The organism is Helicobacter sp. MIT 01-3238, from assembly GCF_003364135.1.
In the GTDB taxonomy this organism is placed as follows: Bacteria; Campylobacterota; Campylobacteria; order Campylobacterales; family Helicobacteraceae; genus Helicobacter_B.
Genome location: NZ_NXLN01000011.1, coordinates 17,836 through 36,815, shown reverse-complemented (window position 1 = coordinate 36,815; position 18,980 = coordinate 17,836). Strand labels below are relative to the sequence as shown.

At 40.2% G+C, this 18,980-nt stretch carries 16 protein-coding genes; 8 read left to right on the top strand and 8 right to left on the bottom strand.

The annotated features are described in order from the left end of the window. Window positions 1-92: 92 nt before the first annotated feature. From CQA40_RS05165 to exbB, 3 genes are all read right to left on the bottom strand, one after another. A complete protein-coding gene (locus CQA40_RS05165) occupies window positions 93-806 on the bottom strand; it encodes an energy transducer TonB (RefSeq protein ID WP_115519855.1) in 714 nt (237 codons plus the stop codon). Beyond that, complete coding sequence (gene exbD, locus CQA40_RS05160) at window positions 772-1,152, bottom strand: TonB system transport protein ExbD (RefSeq protein ID WP_115519854.1); 381 nt, start codon at window positions 1,150-1,152, stop codon at window positions 772-774. The genes CQA40_RS05165 and exbD overlap by 35 nt, the downstream gene beginning before the upstream one ends. A gap of 95 nt (window positions 1,153-1,247) precedes the next feature. Continuing rightward, complete coding sequence (gene exbB, locus CQA40_RS05155; protein WP_115519853.1) at window positions 1,248-1,673, bottom strand: TonB-system energizer ExbB; 426 nt, start codon at window positions 1,671-1,673, stop codon at window positions 1,248-1,250. Window positions 1,674-2,087: 414 nt separating this feature from the next. Between exbB and nhaA the strand changes: the two genes are divergently transcribed. Next, window positions 2,088-4,097, top strand: a complete 2,010-nt coding sequence (gene nhaA, locus CQA40_RS05150; protein ID WP_258864466.1) for a Na+/H+ antiporter NhaA — start codon at window positions 2,088-2,090, stop codon at window positions 4,095-4,097. Window positions 4,098-4,450: 353 nt separating this feature from the next. Here the strand turns inward: nhaA and CQA40_RS05140 are convergent, their stop codons facing one another. Next, the gene (locus CQA40_RS05140) at window positions 4,451-6,181 is read right to left on the bottom strand and encodes a hypothetical protein (protein ID WP_115519851.1); all 1,731 of its coding nucleotides are present in this window, start codon (window positions 6,179-6,181) and stop codon (window positions 4,451-4,453) included. Between the two features lie 305 nt (window positions 6,182-6,486). On the opposite strand from CQA40_RS05140, the gene CQA40_RS05135 reads away from it, so the two are divergent. The 6 genes from CQA40_RS05135 (at window position 6,487) to CQA40_RS05110 (ending at window position 12,773) form a co-directional block, all read left to right on the top strand. Further along, complete coding sequence (locus tag CQA40_RS05135; protein ID WP_115519850.1) at window positions 6,487-7,071, top strand: hypothetical protein; 585 nt, start codon at window positions 6,487-6,489, stop codon at window positions 7,069-7,071. A 275-nt stretch (window positions 7,072-7,346) separates the two neighbouring features. Continuing rightward, window positions 7,347-9,182 (top strand): alkaline phosphatase, encoded by a 1,836-nt coding sequence (locus CQA40_RS05130; protein ID WP_115519849.1) that lies wholly within the window; start codon window positions 7,347-7,349, stop codon window positions 9,180-9,182. Window positions 9,183-9,488: 306 nt separating this feature from the next. After that, window positions 9,489-10,385, top strand: a complete 897-nt coding sequence (locus CQA40_RS05125) for a DNA adenine methylase (RefSeq protein WP_115519881.1) — start codon at window positions 9,489-9,491, stop codon at window positions 10,383-10,385. Window positions 10,386-10,397: 12 nt separating this feature from the next. Beyond that, window positions 10,398-11,000 (top strand): type II restriction endonuclease, encoded by a 603-nt coding sequence (locus CQA40_RS05120; RefSeq protein ID WP_115519848.1) that lies wholly within the window; start codon window positions 10,398-10,400, stop codon window positions 10,998-11,000. 206 nt (window positions 11,001-11,206) lie between these two features. Then, the gene (locus tag CQA40_RS05115) at window positions 11,207-12,061 is read left to right on the top strand and encodes a hypothetical protein (protein ID WP_115519847.1); all 855 of its coding nucleotides are present in this window, start codon (window positions 11,207-11,209) and stop codon (window positions 12,059-12,061) included. Between the two features lie 361 nt (window positions 12,062-12,422). Then, a complete protein-coding gene (locus tag CQA40_RS05110) occupies window positions 12,423-12,773 on the top strand; it encodes a Fur family transcriptional regulator (RefSeq protein ID WP_115519846.1) in 351 nt (116 codons plus the stop codon). A gap of 298 nt (window positions 12,774-13,071) precedes the next feature. On the opposite strand, the gene mnmA is transcribed toward CQA40_RS05110, so the two are convergent. Further along, window positions 13,072-14,100, bottom strand: a complete 1,029-nt coding sequence (gene mnmA / locus CQA40_RS05105) for a tRNA 2-thiouridine(34) synthase MnmA (protein ID WP_115519845.1) — start codon at window positions 14,098-14,100, stop codon at window positions 13,072-13,074. Window positions 14,101-14,311: 211 nt separating this feature from the next. Here mnmA and CQA40_RS10875 point away from each other — a divergent pair, with 211 nt between their 5' ends. Next, the gene (locus CQA40_RS10875) at window positions 14,312-15,010 is read left to right on the top strand and encodes a hypothetical protein (protein ID WP_147290165.1); all 699 of its coding nucleotides are present in this window, start codon (window positions 14,312-14,314) and stop codon (window positions 15,008-15,010) included. 53 nt (window positions 15,011-15,063) lie between these two features. Here the strand turns inward: CQA40_RS10875 and CQA40_RS05095 are convergent, their stop codons facing one another. The 3 genes from CQA40_RS05095 to CQA40_RS05085 form a co-directional block, all read right to left on the bottom strand. After that, complete coding sequence (locus CQA40_RS05095; protein WP_115519843.1) at window positions 15,064-17,379, bottom strand: hypothetical protein; 2,316 nt, start codon at window positions 17,377-17,379, stop codon at window positions 15,064-15,066. Continuing rightward, window positions 17,379-18,071, bottom strand: a complete 693-nt coding sequence (locus CQA40_RS05090) for an outer membrane lipoprotein carrier protein LolA (RefSeq protein WP_147290164.1) — start codon at window positions 18,069-18,071, stop codon at window positions 17,379-17,381. Before CQA40_RS05090 ends, CQA40_RS05095 begins: the two co-directional genes overlap by 1 nt. 77 nt (window positions 18,072-18,148) lie before the next feature. Continuing rightward, a complete protein-coding gene (locus CQA40_RS05085; RefSeq protein WP_181882839.1) occupies window positions 18,149-18,892 on the bottom strand; it encodes a 4'-phosphopantetheinyl transferase superfamily protein in 744 nt (247 codons plus the stop codon). Window positions 18,893-18,980: the final 88 nt, after the last annotated feature.

Here is an 18,980-nt window from a genome sequence, read left to right as displayed (position 1 = left end):
ACATAAGCAAAAAATTACAACAAGCTAAAAAGCATATCGTCATTATTTTTAAGGCATTTGAAAGCATTTGGATTTTTTAGGCATTTGACTGCCTATTTTTGCTCTAGATTATAGTTTACTTCAATTTTTAGTCGGACGACTTTTTGGGGTTTGGGGAAGTTTTTGTGCGCTTCTAGCACGCTTTTTAGGGCTTGGGTGTTTAGTATATCGCCTGTGTTGGAGCGGTAGACTTTGAGGTTTTTTATCTCTCCATTTGGCTCTAAGATAAAATCCACCCACACACTGCCTTGCATTTCGCGGATTTGGGCTAGTCTAGGGTAGTGGTGTTTTTTGCGGATTTCGGCTTGGACTTTTTGGTAGAATTCATCGCTTATGCCCTCATTAAAAGCTAGGGATTCATAAGTAGAGCCTTGAGAATCTTGGTTTGAAGCGGATTTAGATTCTAGCTCGGTTGGGATTTCTTTGCTACTTATTTCTTGGCTAGGGTTTTCTTGGCTTTGCTCTTGTAGCTCTTCTAGTGGGATTGGGTGCTTGCTTTTGTGGTGTTTGTGGTGCTTTTTGTGGTGTTTGTGGTGTCGTTTGTGGCGAGGCTTGGTAGGGGTGGAGTAGGCTTTTTGGTTGGCATTTGTGTTGATACTTGCTAGGCTCATTGTGATTTGGGCTAGCCCTATTTCTTGCAGGTTTTCACTTCTATCAAATACGCCCAAAATCCCCGCTACAAGCCCCAAGTGAAATATCACCGAGCTAGCAAACCCTATAAATGCAGGCGTTTTAATCTGCTTGCGCAGAGATAGAAAAATTTTCATGCCCTTTGTCCTTTAGTATGCCTATGATTCTCACAAAGCTATCAAACTTCGCATCTTTGTCGCTTTTGACTTCTATCATTTTGTCATCTTTGGTTTGGTTGATTATTTGCTTTATCGCGTCAAAATCCTTTTCCTCATCATCGACATAGATTTTATTATCGGCACTTATTACGATAGTTAGTCGTTTGTCATCAAGCTTTTTTTCGACTTTGTCGGCTTGGGGGAGGTTGATAGGGATTGCCCCTTGTGCGATAAAAGTCGATACACTTAGCACGATAGCAAGCAAGACAAGCATAACATCAATAAGCGGGATAACATTTAGTCCATCTCGGCGGTGTAGTTTCATCTAGGATTCTCCTAAGGGCGGTTATTTGATAGGTGTATTTTTCTCTATACCAAAGTGGTTGTCTCAAAGTAAAAAGCGTGAAATATCGCAAAAATCTAGGATTTTTTATATGCTTTGTAGCGATTTAGTAGCACATCTACACGGCGCAAAAGTGCGTTATACACGATAAGTGTGGGGATAGCTACTACTAGACCTAGAGCAGTGGCTTTTAGTGCTAGGGATAGCCCTACCATTATGCTTTTTGCATCAATTCCGCCACTAACCCCCATATCATAGAAAGTTATCATAATCCCAACTACCGTGCCTAAAAGCCCGACATAAGGGGCATTTGAGTAGATGATATAAAGTGTGGTTAGGTTTTTGGTGAGCGATTCTTCAAGTGCGTCAATATCTACAAACACTCGCACATCTACGCGCCAAAAATACAGCACCCTCTCAATGCTAAACCACAATGAAAAAAAACTCATAAGCCCCAGCACGCAAAAAATAATTGCATCAATATGCGCTCGTAAAAAGTCCATTTTGTTACCTCTCTTTTGGATTTTGTCTTTGTTATTTTATTTTGTTGTTTTGCTTAGTTATCTTGCTTAGATTTTGCTTGATTTGCGCTTTTTGCCTTGCTTTTTGGATTCTAGTTTTTCTCATTTTTGGTATCAAAAAGAGAATAGCTTTTAGTATCTAGCAAATGTGAAGCGAATGTTAATGTATTTTTCCTAATGCGCAAATAAAACTTGCATAAAATTTGCTTAAAAAGCATAGTAAAGCCAAAATATCGCTCCTAAAAGCCACAAAACACTAAAAATAGCGCGAAAACTGCCAAAAGATTAGCCTTAATCACTTATAATTGCGCGTGTATTGCGCCACTATATTTCATAAATTTTATGTAGCTTATTTACGCAAAAATACTCTATAAAAGCACGATAAACGCCACAATAATGAACGCAAGTCAAAAAGCAAAAGGTAGCAAAATGCCCAAAAAATCTATCAAAAATGAAAAATCTAAAAAATCAAGCACGCAACCTAGCGATTTGGCAAGTGATTTTGCAAATGCGCAAGCTTATATAAACCAATCTTGGGGGGAATCTGCCGATTCTAATAATCCTAAAGATGAACTATCAAAATTATCAAAACCTGCAAAATCCACAAAAAAGAAAAAATCAAGTGCCGATGAAGTGGAGGGATTGTATGATTTAGATGATTTTAGAGAAGATTTTGTGGGTGATTTTGCTAGCTCGCAAGAATCACAAACTCCTAAGGATTTTCACCAAGACTTAGAGCAAGAATTTGAAGATTTTGAGGATTTGCAAGAGTTTGAAGAAAGCCTTAGTGCTGATTCTACACAGCCGAAGTTGCCTTATTTTACGAGGGTTAGTAGCTCTGTGAAAGGCTCGCATAGATTTGGCAGTGGGCATAATATCAATGTCAAAGATAGGCTAAAAAAAGGGCTAAACACCTTTATCAGCCACGAATCTTTCAGTGGTGTTTTGCTATTTTTCTGCGTGCTTTTTGCTATGGGTGTGGCAAATTCTGCGTTTGCAGAGCAGTATTTTGAATTTCAAGAGCTAAAGCTAGGAGTGTTTTTTGGCGAGGGCAAAGCTGGAATGTCGATTTTGCACTTCGTAAATGACATAGCGATGAGCTTTTTTTTCTTAATGATTGGCTTAGAGATGAAGCGTGAGATTCTCTATGGTGAGCTAGCGGGGGTGAAAAAAGTCATTTTTCCTATGCTAGCCGCACTTGGTGGAATCATCGTGCCTATTGGAATATACCTGTTTTTCAATCACGGAACGCCATCTGCTGTGGGGTTTGGCGTGGCGATGAGCACGGATACGGCATTTGCACTTGGCGCGATACTTTTTCTAGGCAAGCGTGTCCCGCTAAGTTTGAAGGTGTTTTTGGTTACGCTTGCGGTGGTTGATGACTTGGGCGCGATATTTGTCATTGTCATTTTTTATACGCAGCAGCTAGATTTTGCTTGGCTTATCATCGCGCTTATTATCCTCTCTGTGCTTGTGTATTTCAATCAGCAAGATACGCGCAAAACCTCAAGCTATTTGTTTCTTGGTGTGCTACTTTGGATAGCTGTGTTTAATAGCGGAATCCACGCAACCATAGCCGCTGTGCTTCTTGCTTTTTGTATCCCGGGGCGTTCAAATGTCTCTGATAAGGCGTTGCAGGCTTTGCGAGAGGAGCTAAAAAAAATCACACATATCACACAAAGCGGGCGAAACTTTTTTGAGACACATAGCGATGAAAGCAGTGGATTTAGACAGACTTTGGAGAGCTTTAAAAAGTTTTTTAGCTCCAAAGAGAGTGAGCGGACATTTAACATAAAAGAGCAAAGCCAGCGCGTGCAAATCCTAGAATCTATCGCCAAATATTCTCACGCTGCGCAAAATCCGCTATTGCAGCTTCAGACGGTTTTGCACCCTCTTTGTTCTTATTTTGTCGTGCCGTTTTTTGCGTTTGTAAATGCGGGCGTAAGGGTGGATTCTAGTATAAATTTTGATTTAGACCATATATTTTTGGGCACGATTTTGGGGCTGGTGGTTGGGAAACCTATCGGGATTTTGGTGTTTTCATTTCTTGGTGTGAAGCTGGGGGTTGCCACTAAGCCAAATGATTTGTCATTTGGGCAGATATTTGCCACAGGATGCTTAGCTGGGATTGGCTTTACGATGTCGATATTTGTGGCAAATCTCGCTTATGACCACGAAGATGCTATCGTGCTATCTAAAATCTCTATTTTGTATGCTTCCTCGCTTGCGCTTATCATCGGGATTTGTCTTTTGTATTTTTTCACAAAGCCAAAGGAGCAAGTGCTTTTGATAGATTCTAAAATGGGCTTTGGCTCTAGTCAGGATAAAGATTCTGCGCTAGATTCTGCGTTTGCCAAAGAGGGGGCAAAAAACTACATAAAAGAATCGCCACATAAGCAAGCGTGAGGTTGAAGCTATTATATATTTGTTTGCGCGACTTTTGTTGATTTGATTGTTTGTGAGAATTTCTTATTTTAGATTTGTATTGTTGTTGTTTTGAAGTGCGATATTTTTAGGTTTTTTATGATTTTTGTAGCAAAGATTTTTTGCAAGCGGTTTTTTATAAGGGTTTGTGGGGAATGTTTTGAAAAATACTTGTGTAAAATGCTTTTGCATAAAATTTTTGTATTTCTAGATTTTAGAGATTTTGCCAAAATCACTAAACCATTAAAACCCCCCAAAACCAAAATCAGCCTAAAATTATGAGCCAAAGCCACAATGCTAGCGCGTAGTGTCCGCCTTTAAAAAGCTAAAACGCCCTAAAATCTCCATTGCATATATGCCTTGCCAAAGCTGCGATTGAGCGTGGATTCATCCGCGTACTTCTCTAGCATAAACACCCCTATCCCGCCTATCTCAAACCCATAAGGAAACGCATATCGTAGTCCAAGCGAGAATGCGCTTTGCGCCCTAGCAGAGCTCCTACTATCGCGCCCCATAGCCTCAAGTGCGAATCGCTTCTCCCTGCCAAATCGCGCCCCCACAAAGCCATAGTAAGTGTTTGTATGCGCGTCATAAGCGTTGCTTGTGTGGCTTCCGCTGTGCATAAGCCCCGGACGAATCACGCCATACCCCTCGCCCTCGTGTGCCTCAAAGCGCGAAGTTGTTTCGATATTGGCTATCTCAAAGACACGCACCCCGATATGCTGAAATCCCGCGCCAAAATACACCAAGTCTCTATACTCAAACTCCTGCTCAAGCAAGGCAAAGTAGGTATCGCCTCGATTGCTCGTATCTAGGTGTCCGTGCCCATCTTCGCCGTTGTGGTTGTGCTCGCCATCGCTATGCTCGTGCCCTGCGTGGATTCTTGAGTAGTTTGAGTATAAAAACGCGCTATGAGCAATCGTTTTGCTACGCCATTTTGCGCCAGAGTGCGAGTTTGTGCTAGAGTGCGAGGCTAGAGCATCCGCGCCAAACCCCAAATCTAGCACGAATTTCGCCCCATACACGCCAAAAAAGTTGCTCAAATAATACGCATAAGGCTCAAAATGTAGCCTTGCGTTTTGCGCTAGCCCAAAGGAGAGATTTACCCCGCCCGCGTAGAGATTTTCGCCCGCATAGAGGTGCTTATAAAAGTTAAAATCCGAGCTAAACTCTCTTGTTATGTCTGCGTGTTCATTTACCCAGATTCCATAGATTTGCGCAGAGTGTGGAGTGCGTGTGCCAAATGGCAATGTAAGCCGTGCAAATACCCCTTGCAGCGAGTGTCCCACCCACTCTAGCTCTCTTTCAAATCGCCCCGCTAGCACTTCTAGGCTTAGTCTATCAAAGTCCTTTATGTAGCCCAAGTATGCGTTGTTTGCGACAAAGTTTGAGTTTATGTAGGTGTAAGCATTTGCCTTGTCTGTGTAAAATGGCGCGTAAGCCACCACGCCAACGCCGAGTGTCAAGCCATTTAGCGCGGTGTGAGAGCGTGCAAAAGGTGTGCTTTGCAGTAGCACGCTTGAGTAGAGCATCGCGTAATTGTCGCGGTTTGAGTTCTCTGCTTTGCTCGCTAGGGCTGAAGATTTGCCAAAAATGCCAACCCTAGCACTAAGGCTAGCAAAGTCTGAAGTGCGGCTGTGGCCGTGCTCGTGTAGCTCATAAGCGTGCAAATAGTGATAGCGGCTTGTGAAGTGGCTAGCAGGGTGGGCGTGATTGTCGTGGTTTGAATGTGAATCTTGCGAGTTGTCTAGGCTGTGCGAATCGTGCGAATGGCTTAAATCGTTGGAATCGTGGGGTTTGTGTGAATCGCTTAAATCGTGGGCGTGGCTAGAGCTATCGTCATTTGAAGCGCGAGAATGCAAGTCGTGGCTAGAATCTCTAGAATCTAGAGAGTTTTGCGCTTCATTGATAGCTTGCGTATTTTTGTGTGATTTTTCGTGGGTGGCTTGGGTAGTTTGCGTGGCTTGGGGATTTTGGGCATTTGTCGCGTTGGCACTGATACAGAGTGCAAATGCACAAAGGCTTAGGCGAAGTAGTTTTTGCGTGCTTTTTGGCGTGTGTTTCATTGCGAAGTCCTTTTTGTCGTTTAAAATTTAAAACGCGCATTATATATATTTTTTCCTTAAATGCAACTTAGTTGCAAAACAAAAATCAAGTTGCTTAAAAAAATCAAAATGTTTTAAGTCGTTTGATTTTATGTGAGTTTATGCGGGATTTTGTGAAAAAGTTTTGGACAAAAAGCCAAAAATATCTTTTTCACAATGGGGGAAAATTTACAAATAAAAACTTTCCCTCAAAACAGCAAAAAACTTAATAAAAATAAAGTAGAATTCAAAAATATTTTTAAGTTAAAAAACAAAAGGAAATCTCTATGAAAGAAGATTTGAGCTATGCAGAAGCCATTACAAAAGTTATGCTTGAAAATGGCTATATTGCGCCATTAAAATTGCTATACAAAGATGTTTTTAAATACAAAGATTCTAGCAAAATTGTAGGTAAGACACCGATTGATACTATTCGTGGTGAAGTGCAAAAAAATAAAAAATTTACACGAGTTGGGCTTGGAATTTATGCTTTGAGCGACAAATTAGACCTTTTGCAAAAACAAGAAACACCAAAGACAGAAAAAGAAAAACTTGCTTCAAGGCACGGCGAAATTCAAGGAATGCTTTTAGAACTTGGTAATAGTTTAGAAGAAGTTAGTGAGACTTACACAAATGATAAAAAATTTATTTTTAATAAAAAGCCACTAGGTAGTATTTGCACTTTGCGGAATGTGCCACCTTTTACTTATGAGCATATCATTAAGATAGCGTATCATTCATTGATGTTGTTTGGTTTAATGAAAGAATGTTTCCCTCAAAGGTTTTTGAGGTTGAAAATTCCACAAATTTCAGAGATGCGTTTATTAAATTTATGGAGTTGCAAGATTTTCAAACCAAATTTATTTGTGTAGCACCAAATGAACGAAAAAGTAAATTTGAACGAGAAATCAATAAAACCGCATTCTCACCAATACAAAATCGAGTGCAATTTTATTCTTATGAGGATGTTGAGCACGATTACAATTTAGGCTTGCAAAAATTTCGTATGCTGTAGTTTTAACATACCAAAATCCCAAACACAAAATCCCTCCAAATATCGCTTTTTACATATCTTTTACACCAAGCACATAAAGATTTTAAGATTTTTGCTTACACTTCTAGGCATTAAACAACAAGGAGTGAAAAAATGAGAGGAAAAAGCAAAAAGCCATTAAAGGCGATGATATTTTGTGCGCTGGTGATTTTGGGATATGGATTTTATATCGCTTTTAGTGGCAGTGAGGCAGACAGCACGCCCTATCAAGCAAAGCAATTTAGCGACAACGCAAAGCATATTAGGATTTTGCCTATACATAATGCGAAGTTTTTGGCTGGGCAGAGGTTTGACTTTTTGGTAGAAATCGCGCAAGATTCTACGCTAGATTTAAGCAAAGATAGCAAAGAAGTGCAAGTGCGCATAAACGGCAAAAACGCGCAAGATTTTTTTGGCAAAAGTCCTAAAGTCTGGAGTGAAAATGGGATTTTGAGCTATCGCATAGATGAAGTGGATTTAGCCGATACGGGGCAGTATGTAGTAGAGGTATCACACAATGGCAGCAAGGCTAGCGTGGCATATAGTGTGGTGTCTCAAAAGGCACAAAAGCAAGCAAAAAATGTGATTTTGCTCATAGGCGATGGTATGAGTTTGCAAGCAAAGCAAATCGCTAGGATTTTATCCAAAGGCATAAATGAGGGCAAATACAATGACACGCTAGCAATGGAAAAACTCCAATCTATGGCACTTATCACCACTTCTGGCTATGATAGCCTTACCACCGATAGTGCGAACTCCGCTTCTGCTTATGCCACAGGGCACAAAAGCGTGGTAAATGCGATGGGTGTGTATGCGGACTCTACAAGCGATTTGTTTGATGACCCAAAGGTAGAAAATATCGTAGAAATCCTCAAGCGTAAAACGAATAAAAGCATAGGGCTTGTAACCACTGCAAACCTCACAGACGCTACCCCTGCGGCATTTGTAGCGCACACTAGACAGCGATATGAGCTAAACGCAATCGCGCTTGATATGTTTAGCGCGTATCATCGCGCAGATGTGCTTTTGGGCGGAGGGATACAAAACTACGCACCAAAAGAGTTGGCAGAATCTAAGCGCAAGGATTCTAAGGACATCATAAAAATGTATGAAAACGAGGGCTATGCCATAAGCTACACCAAAGATGACTTGAAGATTCTAGAATCTAGAGTGCAGACAAGCGATGCTGTGCCAAAAGTGCTAGGGCTTTATCACAAAAATCATCTCAATGTGTATTTGGATAGGGAGGTGCTAAAAGATAGCTCCGTGCTTGGCAAGTATGATAATCAGCCAAATCTAATGGATATGACAAACTTCGCCCTAAAGGCACTAAGCAAGAATAAAGATGGGTTTTTCCTAATGATAGAGGGCGCGAGTATCGATAAAGAGCTGCATAAAATGGATTGGCAAAGGGCGGCGTATGACACAATCGAGTTTGACAAAGCCGTGCAAATCGCGCACAACTTCGCTAAGGAGGATAAAAACACGCTCATCATAGTCGTGGCAGACCACGCGCACGGAGCGAGTATCACGGGGACATACTATGAGAGCGATGGCAAAAGCGGCAGAGAAGCTGTGAGGACATATAAACACGCGATATTCCCTACATTTGAGGATAGGGATAATGACGGATTCCCAGATAATCCTAACGCGGAGGTTACGCTAGCAGTGCAGTTTGCCAACCACCCAGACGCACATATCGACTACAATCTCAAGCAAACGCCACAAATGCCTACCATAGAGCAAAATGGAAAATTTGTAGCAAATCCTAACGCAAAGGGCGAGTGGTATCAGGGCAATATCCCTACATTTGAAGACCAAGAAGTGCATAGTGCCGATGATGTGGTGCTGATGAGTGAGGGCGTGGGAAGCGAGTATTTCAGGGGCGTTATGGATAACACAGAAGTGTTTTTTGGTATGATGAGGGCTTTTGGGCTTGATGCGAGGTGATTAGCGATGAGGTGGGTTGCTAGGTTGTAGTGAGGTAGGTTGTAAAAAGTCGGTTTGGCAAGGAGTGGCTTAATGTTGGTTTGAGTGGGGGAGGCTTGATAGGTGGTAGTTAAGAGGGCTTAGGGATTTTGGCTTGATTTGTTTTGCAAATCTCAATGGCAATTAAGCGAGATTTTGTATAATTTTGGCATTTAATTTTTAAGGAATGTCGTGTCAAATTTGGCTTTCAATTCTCCTCAAACTTCACAACCCGCGCTTTTTGATTTAGACTCTAGCGAGTCGTTAGCACAGCGCAAGGCGCGGTTTTTGCACTCACTCAAAGGCAAATCCCTTGCTTACAAACGCTACACCAAATCCCCCTTGCGCTATGGCGGTGGCAAATCCCTAGCCGTAGGGCTGATAGTGGAGCATTTCCCAAATGACATAAAGCGCGTAGTAAGCCCATTTATCGGTGGTGGAAGCGTGGAGGTGGCAAGCGCACTAGAGCTAGGATTAGAAGTGCGGGGCTTTGATATTTTTGATATTTTGGTAAATTTTTGGCAGGTTGCAATCGCTCAATCTAGTGCGCTTTATACTGAGCTAGAGAATCTAGAGCCAAGCAAAGAAGTGTATGAAAAAATCAAAAACGAGCTAAAAGCACATTATAAAAAACTTAGCAATCTTAATAGCCTAACTTTAGCGCGGGATTATTATTTTAATTTCAACCTTAGCTATGGACCGGGCTTTTTGGGCTGGATGAGCAAAATCTATGAGGACACAACGCGCTATAAAAATATGCTTAAAAAATTGCGCGATTTTGGGGCACATAAGGGGGCGAAAAATTTAGTCGTAGAGTGCGAAAGTTTTGAAGCGGTGTTTGAAAAATACCCAAATGACTTTTTCTACTGCGACCCGCCATATTTCCTAAGCGGAGATAGCAAAATGTTTAGGGGAATCTACCCTATGCGCAATTTCCCTATCCACCACAATGGCTTTAAGCACGAGCTTTTAGCAGAGCTCCTTCGCGCACATAAAGGGCGGTTTATACTAAGCTACAATGATTGCGAGTGGGTGCGTGAGGCGTATAAGGGCTTTAAGATTTTAGAGCCAAAGTGGCAATACACAATGGGACAGGGCGAAACGCGAATCGGCAAAAACCGCATAGAGCGCGGGGATACAGATAACATTAAGCAAAGCCACGAGCTGATTATCATAAAAGAATAAGGGCGTGCAAAAATAAAAATTAGCGAAGTAAAAACGGCGTTTAAAATCGCTGATGTGGAGTTTGTAGCGGGTAGCACAAAGCTAAATTTTAATTACTTAAAAGAGTTGCGAGATGAAAACGGAAAAGACCTGCCACAAAGCATTTTAACCCAAAATGTCGCAAGGGTATATCTCATCGTGGTTGATGGCGTGATAAAGAAAATCGGTGGCTCTCAAGCTGTGGGCGGGATAAAAAGCACATTGCAAATCTACCAAGACGGCGGTGTGAAAGGGCGTCCTAGCATTCGTAGCTTTGGCGTGTGGTATTTTCTCTATCACACGATTTTAAGCGGTGCAAAAATCGAATTTTATATGATTTACCAAGAGAATTTTGAAAAGGAAATCAAAGGGCTTTTTGGGCTAAAAACCGTGAAAAACGCCTATATTTCTTACAAACTCATTGAGGAATGTTGTGTGGCGGATTATTTGGCGTGTGAGGGTGGCAAACACCCTGATTGGAATGTGCAAGAGCAGGGCAAAGACTGGCCGCTAGAAATCAAAAACGAACACGCCGAAATCCAAAAGAACGCGCAAAGCAGAGCTAAAAAAGTCATTCGCAAAGAGGCGAAGCGATGATTTGGCAACAATATAAAAAGCACTATGTTTAAGGTGGCGATGGGTTATGCACATTTGCAACTTCATTGCAAAATTCCGCCACAAAACACTACAAAAATCCAAAACCCCCACTAAATCACGCTTTTACATATCTTTTACACCAAGCGCACAAAGATTTTAGGATTTTGCCTTACACTTCTAGACATTAAACAAAAAGGAGTGATAAGATGAAAACAAAAAGCAAAAAGCCATTTAAGGTGATTGTGCTTTGTGTGGCTATTATAAATTGTGTTTTTGGCGTTGATAACTCTTCGCTTTATGCTAAGGATTTTCCAAAACATTACAAAACTTATGGTGTTGTGTATTTGGTAGATAGTGATACAAGCGATAAACTTATGTCTTATGCGGGCGGTGTTTTGAGGGAGAAGATTTTAAAATACGGCATAACAGACGCGCCAAATCGCACAAATCTCCCGCATATAACGGTTTTGCATATCCACACACAAGATAGCACCACGCCACAAAAAATGCTCTCTATTTTGCTTCAAAATAAACTACCAAAACCATTTAGCCTAAATCTCAAAGGCTTTGGCTTTGTCAAGGCTTCAAAAGATTCTGCATTTCCTTGGTGGTTTGACATCAATGTAGAGCATACTTTGGGCTATGATGAGATAATGGAGTTTAACGAGCTTGCCACGACACTTATCGCACCGCTTAGGGATTCCCCGTTGCCTAGAGTGAGTGGGAGCATTTATGCTAGCTCATCAAAAGAGGCAAAAGGGCAGATTGAGGACTTTGGTGTGAATGGAGTAAATCGCACCATAAATGGAGAAAAGCAGTGGCTTCATCGCCCGCATATCACGCTAAGTTATAGTATGCAAAATCTAAATCCAAAGCTAGAAGCAGAGCTAAAAGCACTTGCAGATGAGCTAAACAAAGATTTTGATAAGGGCTTAAAGGCTACCTTTGATAGTGTCTCAATCGTAGAGCTTGGCGTATCTGGCAATGTTTTGCGAGAGATTTATCGTATAAATTTACAAAATAAGCAGTATAAAGATATTGCAAAATCCTTGCAAGAATGATTTGCCACGCACTTGCTTGCTATTGTTTGTGCAAAGGATTAGGGGTTGCACAAAGATTGGGGTTGCGTAAAGATGCGCAAAGATTAGAGTTGAAAAAGATTTGGCAAGCTAGATTGTGTTAAGAGTATTGGCTTTTGTCGCGCTTCTTTAATTTTTGGGCAAGATTTGTGCTAGTCTTGCCAAATCCAAATAGGCTTACATTTATATCCACAATTTGCATTTGCGGTTAAAATTCCGCCACAAAAACGCATAAGCAAAATGCAAATTTGCTATAATGCGACTTTAGCAAAAGCCACAAATTTGCTTAGACGCCACAAGGTGCTCTAACGCGCGTGGCACACTCATATACTAGGGGATATAAATGGATTCTGTCTCTTTGCTAAAGCAAAGCAATATCGCAATCACGGATTTACGGCTAGAAATGCTAGAGATTTTGCGCCTAAATCACAAGCCTTTGAGCTTTGATGAGTTTCACCTCAAGGCAAACAAAACCACTTTTTATCGCAATATGGAGCTGTTTGAGGAGAGGGGCATAGTCATAAAGACAAACTTGGAGCGAAAGAGCTACTATGAGCTAGCCCAAGATGCAAAGGCGCACTTCATCTGCGATGTCTGCCACAAAATCACGGACTTCGCACTGCCCAAAAGCACGACACTAAATGGCAGAGTAAAAAGCCTAGTCGCACACGGAATCTGCAATGAATGTGAGTGAGGCAAAAAACAAATAGACTACAAAGCAAGTTTAGACAAAAGTAGATAAAGCAATAAGTCAAGATAAGTCAAATACAAAGAAAGCCAAAAAAAGATAATCACAAAAATATAGCCAAAAAATAACGCAAAATCTAAAAATCAAATCCCCCTCAAAATAACCCCCTCCAAAGCTAGTCATTTCACTTTTTCTAACTTTACTTTTTTATCTTACGCCATATCTTTTTATCTTGGCTATTGTTTGTAAAGACTGCCTTGTAAGATGATTGCAAAATCTTGCAAGGCTTGTGGCAAGTAGCAAGCTACACTATCACACCACCGCCTAGCACGCACTCATCATCATATACCACAAGTGCTTGTCCTTTTGCCACACCATAGACAGGCTCTTTTAGTCGTGCCAAAATCTTGTCATTATCCACTTCAAGCGTAGCAAGTGTGGGCTCGGAGCGGTAGCGGATTTTGACTTCGTATTCTTGTCCGTGGAAATCTTTATCTAGGCTTACATTTTGAGCTTCTACCAAAATCTTTGCTAACTCTTCTTTTTTGCCTACGATGATTTCATTTTGGCTAGGGTTTATGCCTAGCACGAAGTGTGGCTCGTGTGCGCCTTTTACGCTAAACCCTTTGCGCTTGCCTATGGTGTATTGCATATATCCTTTGTGGCTTCCTACGATTTGCCCTTGAGCGTTGCGCACTATGCCTGATTTTTCGACATCAAAGTGCTTTTTTAGTATGTCTATATAGTCGCTCTCCACGAAGCAAATCTCTTGGCTTTCTTTGTATTCTTCAAGTGTGCCAAACCACGGCATAGCTTCAAACGCTTTTGGTTTGACTTCGCTTTTTAGCATATCGCCAAGCGGAAATATAAGGCGGTTTATGGCGTCTTGTGAAATCGCATAGAGAAAGTAGCTTTGGTCTTTGCTAGAGTCTTTTGCTTTGGCAATTTTTTTGACACCATTTACTTCTTTTATGCGTGCATAATGTCCTGTGGCGATTTTTTCACAGCCCATTTCCATAGCTTTTTGCAAGGCAAGTCCAAATTTCATATTTGGATTGCACATAGCGCAAGGATTTGGCGTTTCGCCTCTTTTGTAGGATTCTATGAAGTAGTTATACACCACTTCTTTAAACTCCTTTTGCGCATCGATTACCATAAAATCTATGTCTAGATTTTTGGCGACTTTTTGGCAGTTGGCGATGAAAACCTCGTGCTTTTTTTCTTTGTCGTGCAGCTTTAGGTAGATACCTAAGACATCGTGTCCTGCCTGCTTTAGTAAGTATGCCGAGTAGGAGCTATCCACTCCTCCGCTCATTAGCAACGCAACTTTCATTGTTGGTCCTTTCTAGTGGTAAATTTTGCATATCGCAATGTTGATTCCCTTTTCCTTTATTTTGGATTTAAAGGGAGGGTATTATAGCCTAAAAACATTTTGCTACGCTTAAAAAAACCTCCAAACTAGCGATTATAGATTTTTAGGACATTTTGAGGGGGTTTAGCGATTTGGAAATGTCTTTGAATCATAGAATCTAAAAAGGCGATAAATGCACTTTATTTGGCTTGTGTTTTTTATCTGTGTTGCCACACTTTTTGGCAAATCTGCAAAATCTCAATTCTCACTGCAGATGCCCCAAGAAGTTGCAAAGATTTATTATGAGATGAAAGGCTTAGATATGAATGGTGGGGAAAATGCTTCACAAAAAGAGCAAAATCCACAAAATAGTGATGATAAAAAAAGCAAAAAGCAAAAAGCAAAAGAGGAAAAAAAGGCAAAAAAAGAAGCAAAAAATAAAAATATTGAGTATTTCATAGACTCCAAAAAGTCCCAAAAATCAGCGCAAACTACGCATTATTTCCCAAATGATGTCCCGCCACCCATAGAGCAACCACCATCTTTTGAGGAAATCATAGCTAGAAATGTGAATGAATACCCGCAAAATCAGCAGCTATGCCAGATGGGCGATAAAAAGGCTTGCTTTTTTGCTGGGCAGGCGATTTTATACACGGGAGGGGATTTGGGCAGTGCGCAGCAGTATTATTGGCTATCTTGTGCGCTAGGTATGCAGCTAGCTTGTGATGAATACTCCAAAATCTCAATGAGTGTGGATATGCTCTATCGGCAGTATTTTCAGCGGTGGCAGCGCAAAGTGTGGGTAGGGGATATTATCACTAAGAAAGGCAAGTATATCGAGCTACAAAAAGTGCGTCCTGCTTATAAAATCCGCAATATGCAGCCAAGATGATAAAGTGCGTTAAAAATGTTATCAAAATCCGCAAAAAACACCACTAAAAGTTTTTAAGATTTTGGGATTTGAAGTGTGAGTGCGATAGCTCCAAGTGTGCAAAAAGCCATACCAAGCGTGGCACTTAGCCCAAAAGCCACCACCGCTTGAGTGTGGCTAAGAGATAATAAGCAAAAAGAAATGATACTTGTTAGGCTTGCTAGAGCTATGCCAAATACACGGTCTTTTGGGCTAAGGCTGTGATTTTGTGCAAGCAGGACATAATCAATCCCAACCGCGCTAGAAATGATAAGCCCAAAAGCTACAAAGATATTAAACCCAATCCCAAAACCTAGCACTATGCCTAGACTTGCTAGCGTAGAAAGTAGCACCACACTCATCATCATCGCTGATTTTTTTAGCCCAAATGCAACTCCAAGTGCGATAAAAGCAAGAATATAGCCAAAAATCTTTAGCCAAATGGCATTAAACTTTATCGTGCTAAAACTCTCACTTATACTCTTTGGGAAATCTATGAGCGAGGCATTGTATTTTGCCAAAATAGCTTCTAGCTCATCTGTTTGACTTAGTGGCTTAAAATGCGGAAATGATATGTAGCTTTGTGAGTGCAAGCTAGGATTTGCAGAGATGATAAACCTAGCAAAATCATTTCCTAATCTAGTGGATAGAATCTGCTCTAAATGAAGTGGTTGCAAAGACGCGACTTTCTCAAAAGCATCTAGGATTTGGGATTTTTCAAAGCCTAGATGCTCATATAGTCTTAAAATATCTTTGTCTTTGCTTGCTTGCTTGAAAGAGTCAATGATTTCTTGCTGCTCTTTTGGGCTTAGCAGAAGTGCGCTAAGCCCGTCATATCTATCTATGAAATCTTTTATATCATTCATAAGCCTGCGCTCTAAGGCTATATCGCCAGATTCTAGGAGGATAAATTTTTGAGTGCTAGCATCGCTTATGCGGGCAAAATCTTGCAATTCTTGCAAGGAGTGCTTAGGTAGGGAAGAGTATTTGGATATGTCATCTTGCGTATCTGTGGCTAGCAAAAGCACACTAGCAAATAGCACAACAAATGGAGCTAGCCAAAAGATATATTTCCTAAAAAATGGTTTTGCTATCTTTATCGCACTTAGAAATGGCTTTCTAAAAGCGTGCTTAGATACAAATACACTTCCTTGCAAAATCTGTGGCAACAAAAAAAAACTAGCAAAAAACGCCCCCACAAGTGCAAAAATAGAAATAACAGCGACTTGGTGCAAAAACGGCATAGGCGATAGCAAAAATAGTCCATATCCACTTGTGGTAATAAAAAGCCCAAGCAAAAATATCCTCCTCATAGAGAGAATGCTTGAGGAGCGAACCACTTTGTATCGCTCTTTGGCAAGCCAATGGATTGCAAAATCTATGATAAGCCCCACAAGACTTGTGCTAATGACTATACTAAGGATATGCAGATGTGCAAAAGCTAAAAGTGCGCCGCTTAATCCGCACAAAAAGCTAAATCCAATCACTAAAGCTAGCCAAAATATACGCATACTACCAAAAGCACCAAACAATAGTAAGCCAACCAAAATAAAAGATAACCCACCCATATATATACTCTCTTTTATCCCCTCTTGTTTGTAAATCGCGCTAAAAATCGCCCCACCTTGAATAAGAAGGTGTGTGCTAGATTTTTCTGCCGTTTTTCTAGCTTCTAAAATAAAATCTAGTAGCACTTGTGAATTGACATTTTCAGCCAAACGCGCACTAGCAAAGTAGTATTTTTTTTGTGTGATATTATCTAGTGCGTATAGCCTTGCACTCGCTATGTCTAGCTTTAGTCCTTTGTTATTATCTAGCAAACTAGAATGTCCTAAGAGATTAAAGAAATCTTGGCTTGGGCTAAGAGGACGCAAAGCAAAGCTATGCACCAACTCTTGTGCGTTTTGGCTAAAAAAAGCCTTATTTTTGATTTTGCTAAATGTCTCATATCTAAGCAGTGCTAATCGCAGTGGGTAGAGAGTATCTAAGATATTAGAATCATCAAATTTAAGTTTGACACTAGAAAAAAGATTTGGCGGAGCAAGCGCAAAAATCTCATCAAGCAATGTATCATCATCACTCAAAAATGAGATGTCTTTGGCAAAATTTTGCTGAATTTTTTGCAGGGCTTGCTTTTGGGTAGGGCTAAAATCTAGCTCTAGTAGTGAGTAAATATCACTTTGGATAGAATCTATGCGAAGTGATATGATAGCTATCATAGCACTTGTAAGGAGTGCAAAAATCGTGTATATAAAAACTTTCTTTGTGTTATGATTTTTGGCGTTATGATTTTTGGTGTGGTAATTTTTGTGCCAAAAGTCTTGTGCTAAAAATGTATATAGATTTTGCATTATTGGATTTTTATATTAGAGAAAATATTAGTCGTTATATCGCCGTTGCTTTCATACAGCACAATCTTTTCTAGTAGGCTTGGGTATTTGATTTTACCTTGCAGGAGGATAGAATCAAACACCTTTGCTATAAGCGCGTTTTTGGGCTTTAGGACAAGTTGCCAAACTTCGCCACTTTGCGTGAAAGAAAAGGTAAAATATTTTTGCAATGCCTTAAAATCTATGCTTAATATTTCTAGTAGCATTTCTTGGTTATTGTTGATTGCTATCCATTTAGTTTGGTTGCTTGGAGTTTTGTTTATCGGGGACTGATTTTGCAAGTTTTGATTTTTAGATACTTGATTTTGGGTGTCTTGATTTTGTGGGTTTAGCTCTTTTTGAAAGACACCTTTTGGTGTGATTTTGATAGTGGATTTTATAGGAGAGTGTATCTCCCAAAAAAGTGTTTTTTCTTCGCTTTCTTGGCTATTTTCGTGCACAAGGCTAAATGTGCCAAAACTTTTTATGGCATTGCTAAAGCCTTTTAGCTGTTTTTCTTGGGTAAATTTTCCCTGCATAGTCTTTCCGCTCAAGGATTTTTTAATATTGTCTTGCAAGTCCTCTAAACCAAAGGCTTCTATAAAGCCCACAAAAAACCCACATAGCAAAAATAATATCCCAAAATGCTTAGCAGCGTTGATATATTGCTTCATTTTTCCCCTTAGATTTTTTCTAGATTTTGTTAGATTTTGGTGTTTAGAAGTGCAAAAACTATTGTGCCAAAAATGATTTAATAGCATATTGTGATAATGGCTTTTTGACATTTATAAAGTCTAGTTATGAAGCAAAATCTATGATAAATTTTGCTTGTTTGCCTTTCGCAATCTATTACGCGATTTTTTTTGCAATCATTGCTCGCTTTGCTTGCGGATTCACAAAACGCACCTTTTTTGTCAAGCCCCACACCCCCCAAATCACTAAACCTAAGGTTTTCTAGCTTGATTAGGGATTCTTTTAGAGTCCAGATGCGATAGAAGCAATGCAATGGATTTACCGAATTTACTACAAAATCTCGCTCAAAAGAGCTAAAGCAAAAATCCAAATGTGGCTTAAAATCTCTACTTTTTACAATCTCTATATCAACACCTATGGGAAATCTAGCAAATGCTAAGAGAGCAATATCGCTTTTGTGTGAGTAGCTAGAGAAATGAGCGCATTTGATAATATCTTTTAGGCTTTTTAGCAATGTCCTAGAGAGGATAAAAGATGAGTTTTTTGCTAGATTTGGATGGAGGCTCAAAGTGGCTTTGTCTTTTTGGCTAAGGCTATGCCTGTCATAGTTTCTCATAAGTGGGCTTAAACCAAGTGCAAGAAAGATATGTTTTTTGTCTAAAAACTTATCTAGTGATTTATAATGTGGGTGTGGATATAGGCTAGCACTGCTTGTATTTAGCCGATACAAAAACAAACCCTTTGGGATTTTGTGTGTTGGGATTTTGCGCAGGGCTTTGTTGCGCTTTTTGTGGGTGTGCAAAATTATCCTTTTCATAGATTTTGGGATAAAGATTTTAGTATAATATCAAAAGAATTTTAAGGCAAGCGACAAAGCAGGATAGAGAGCA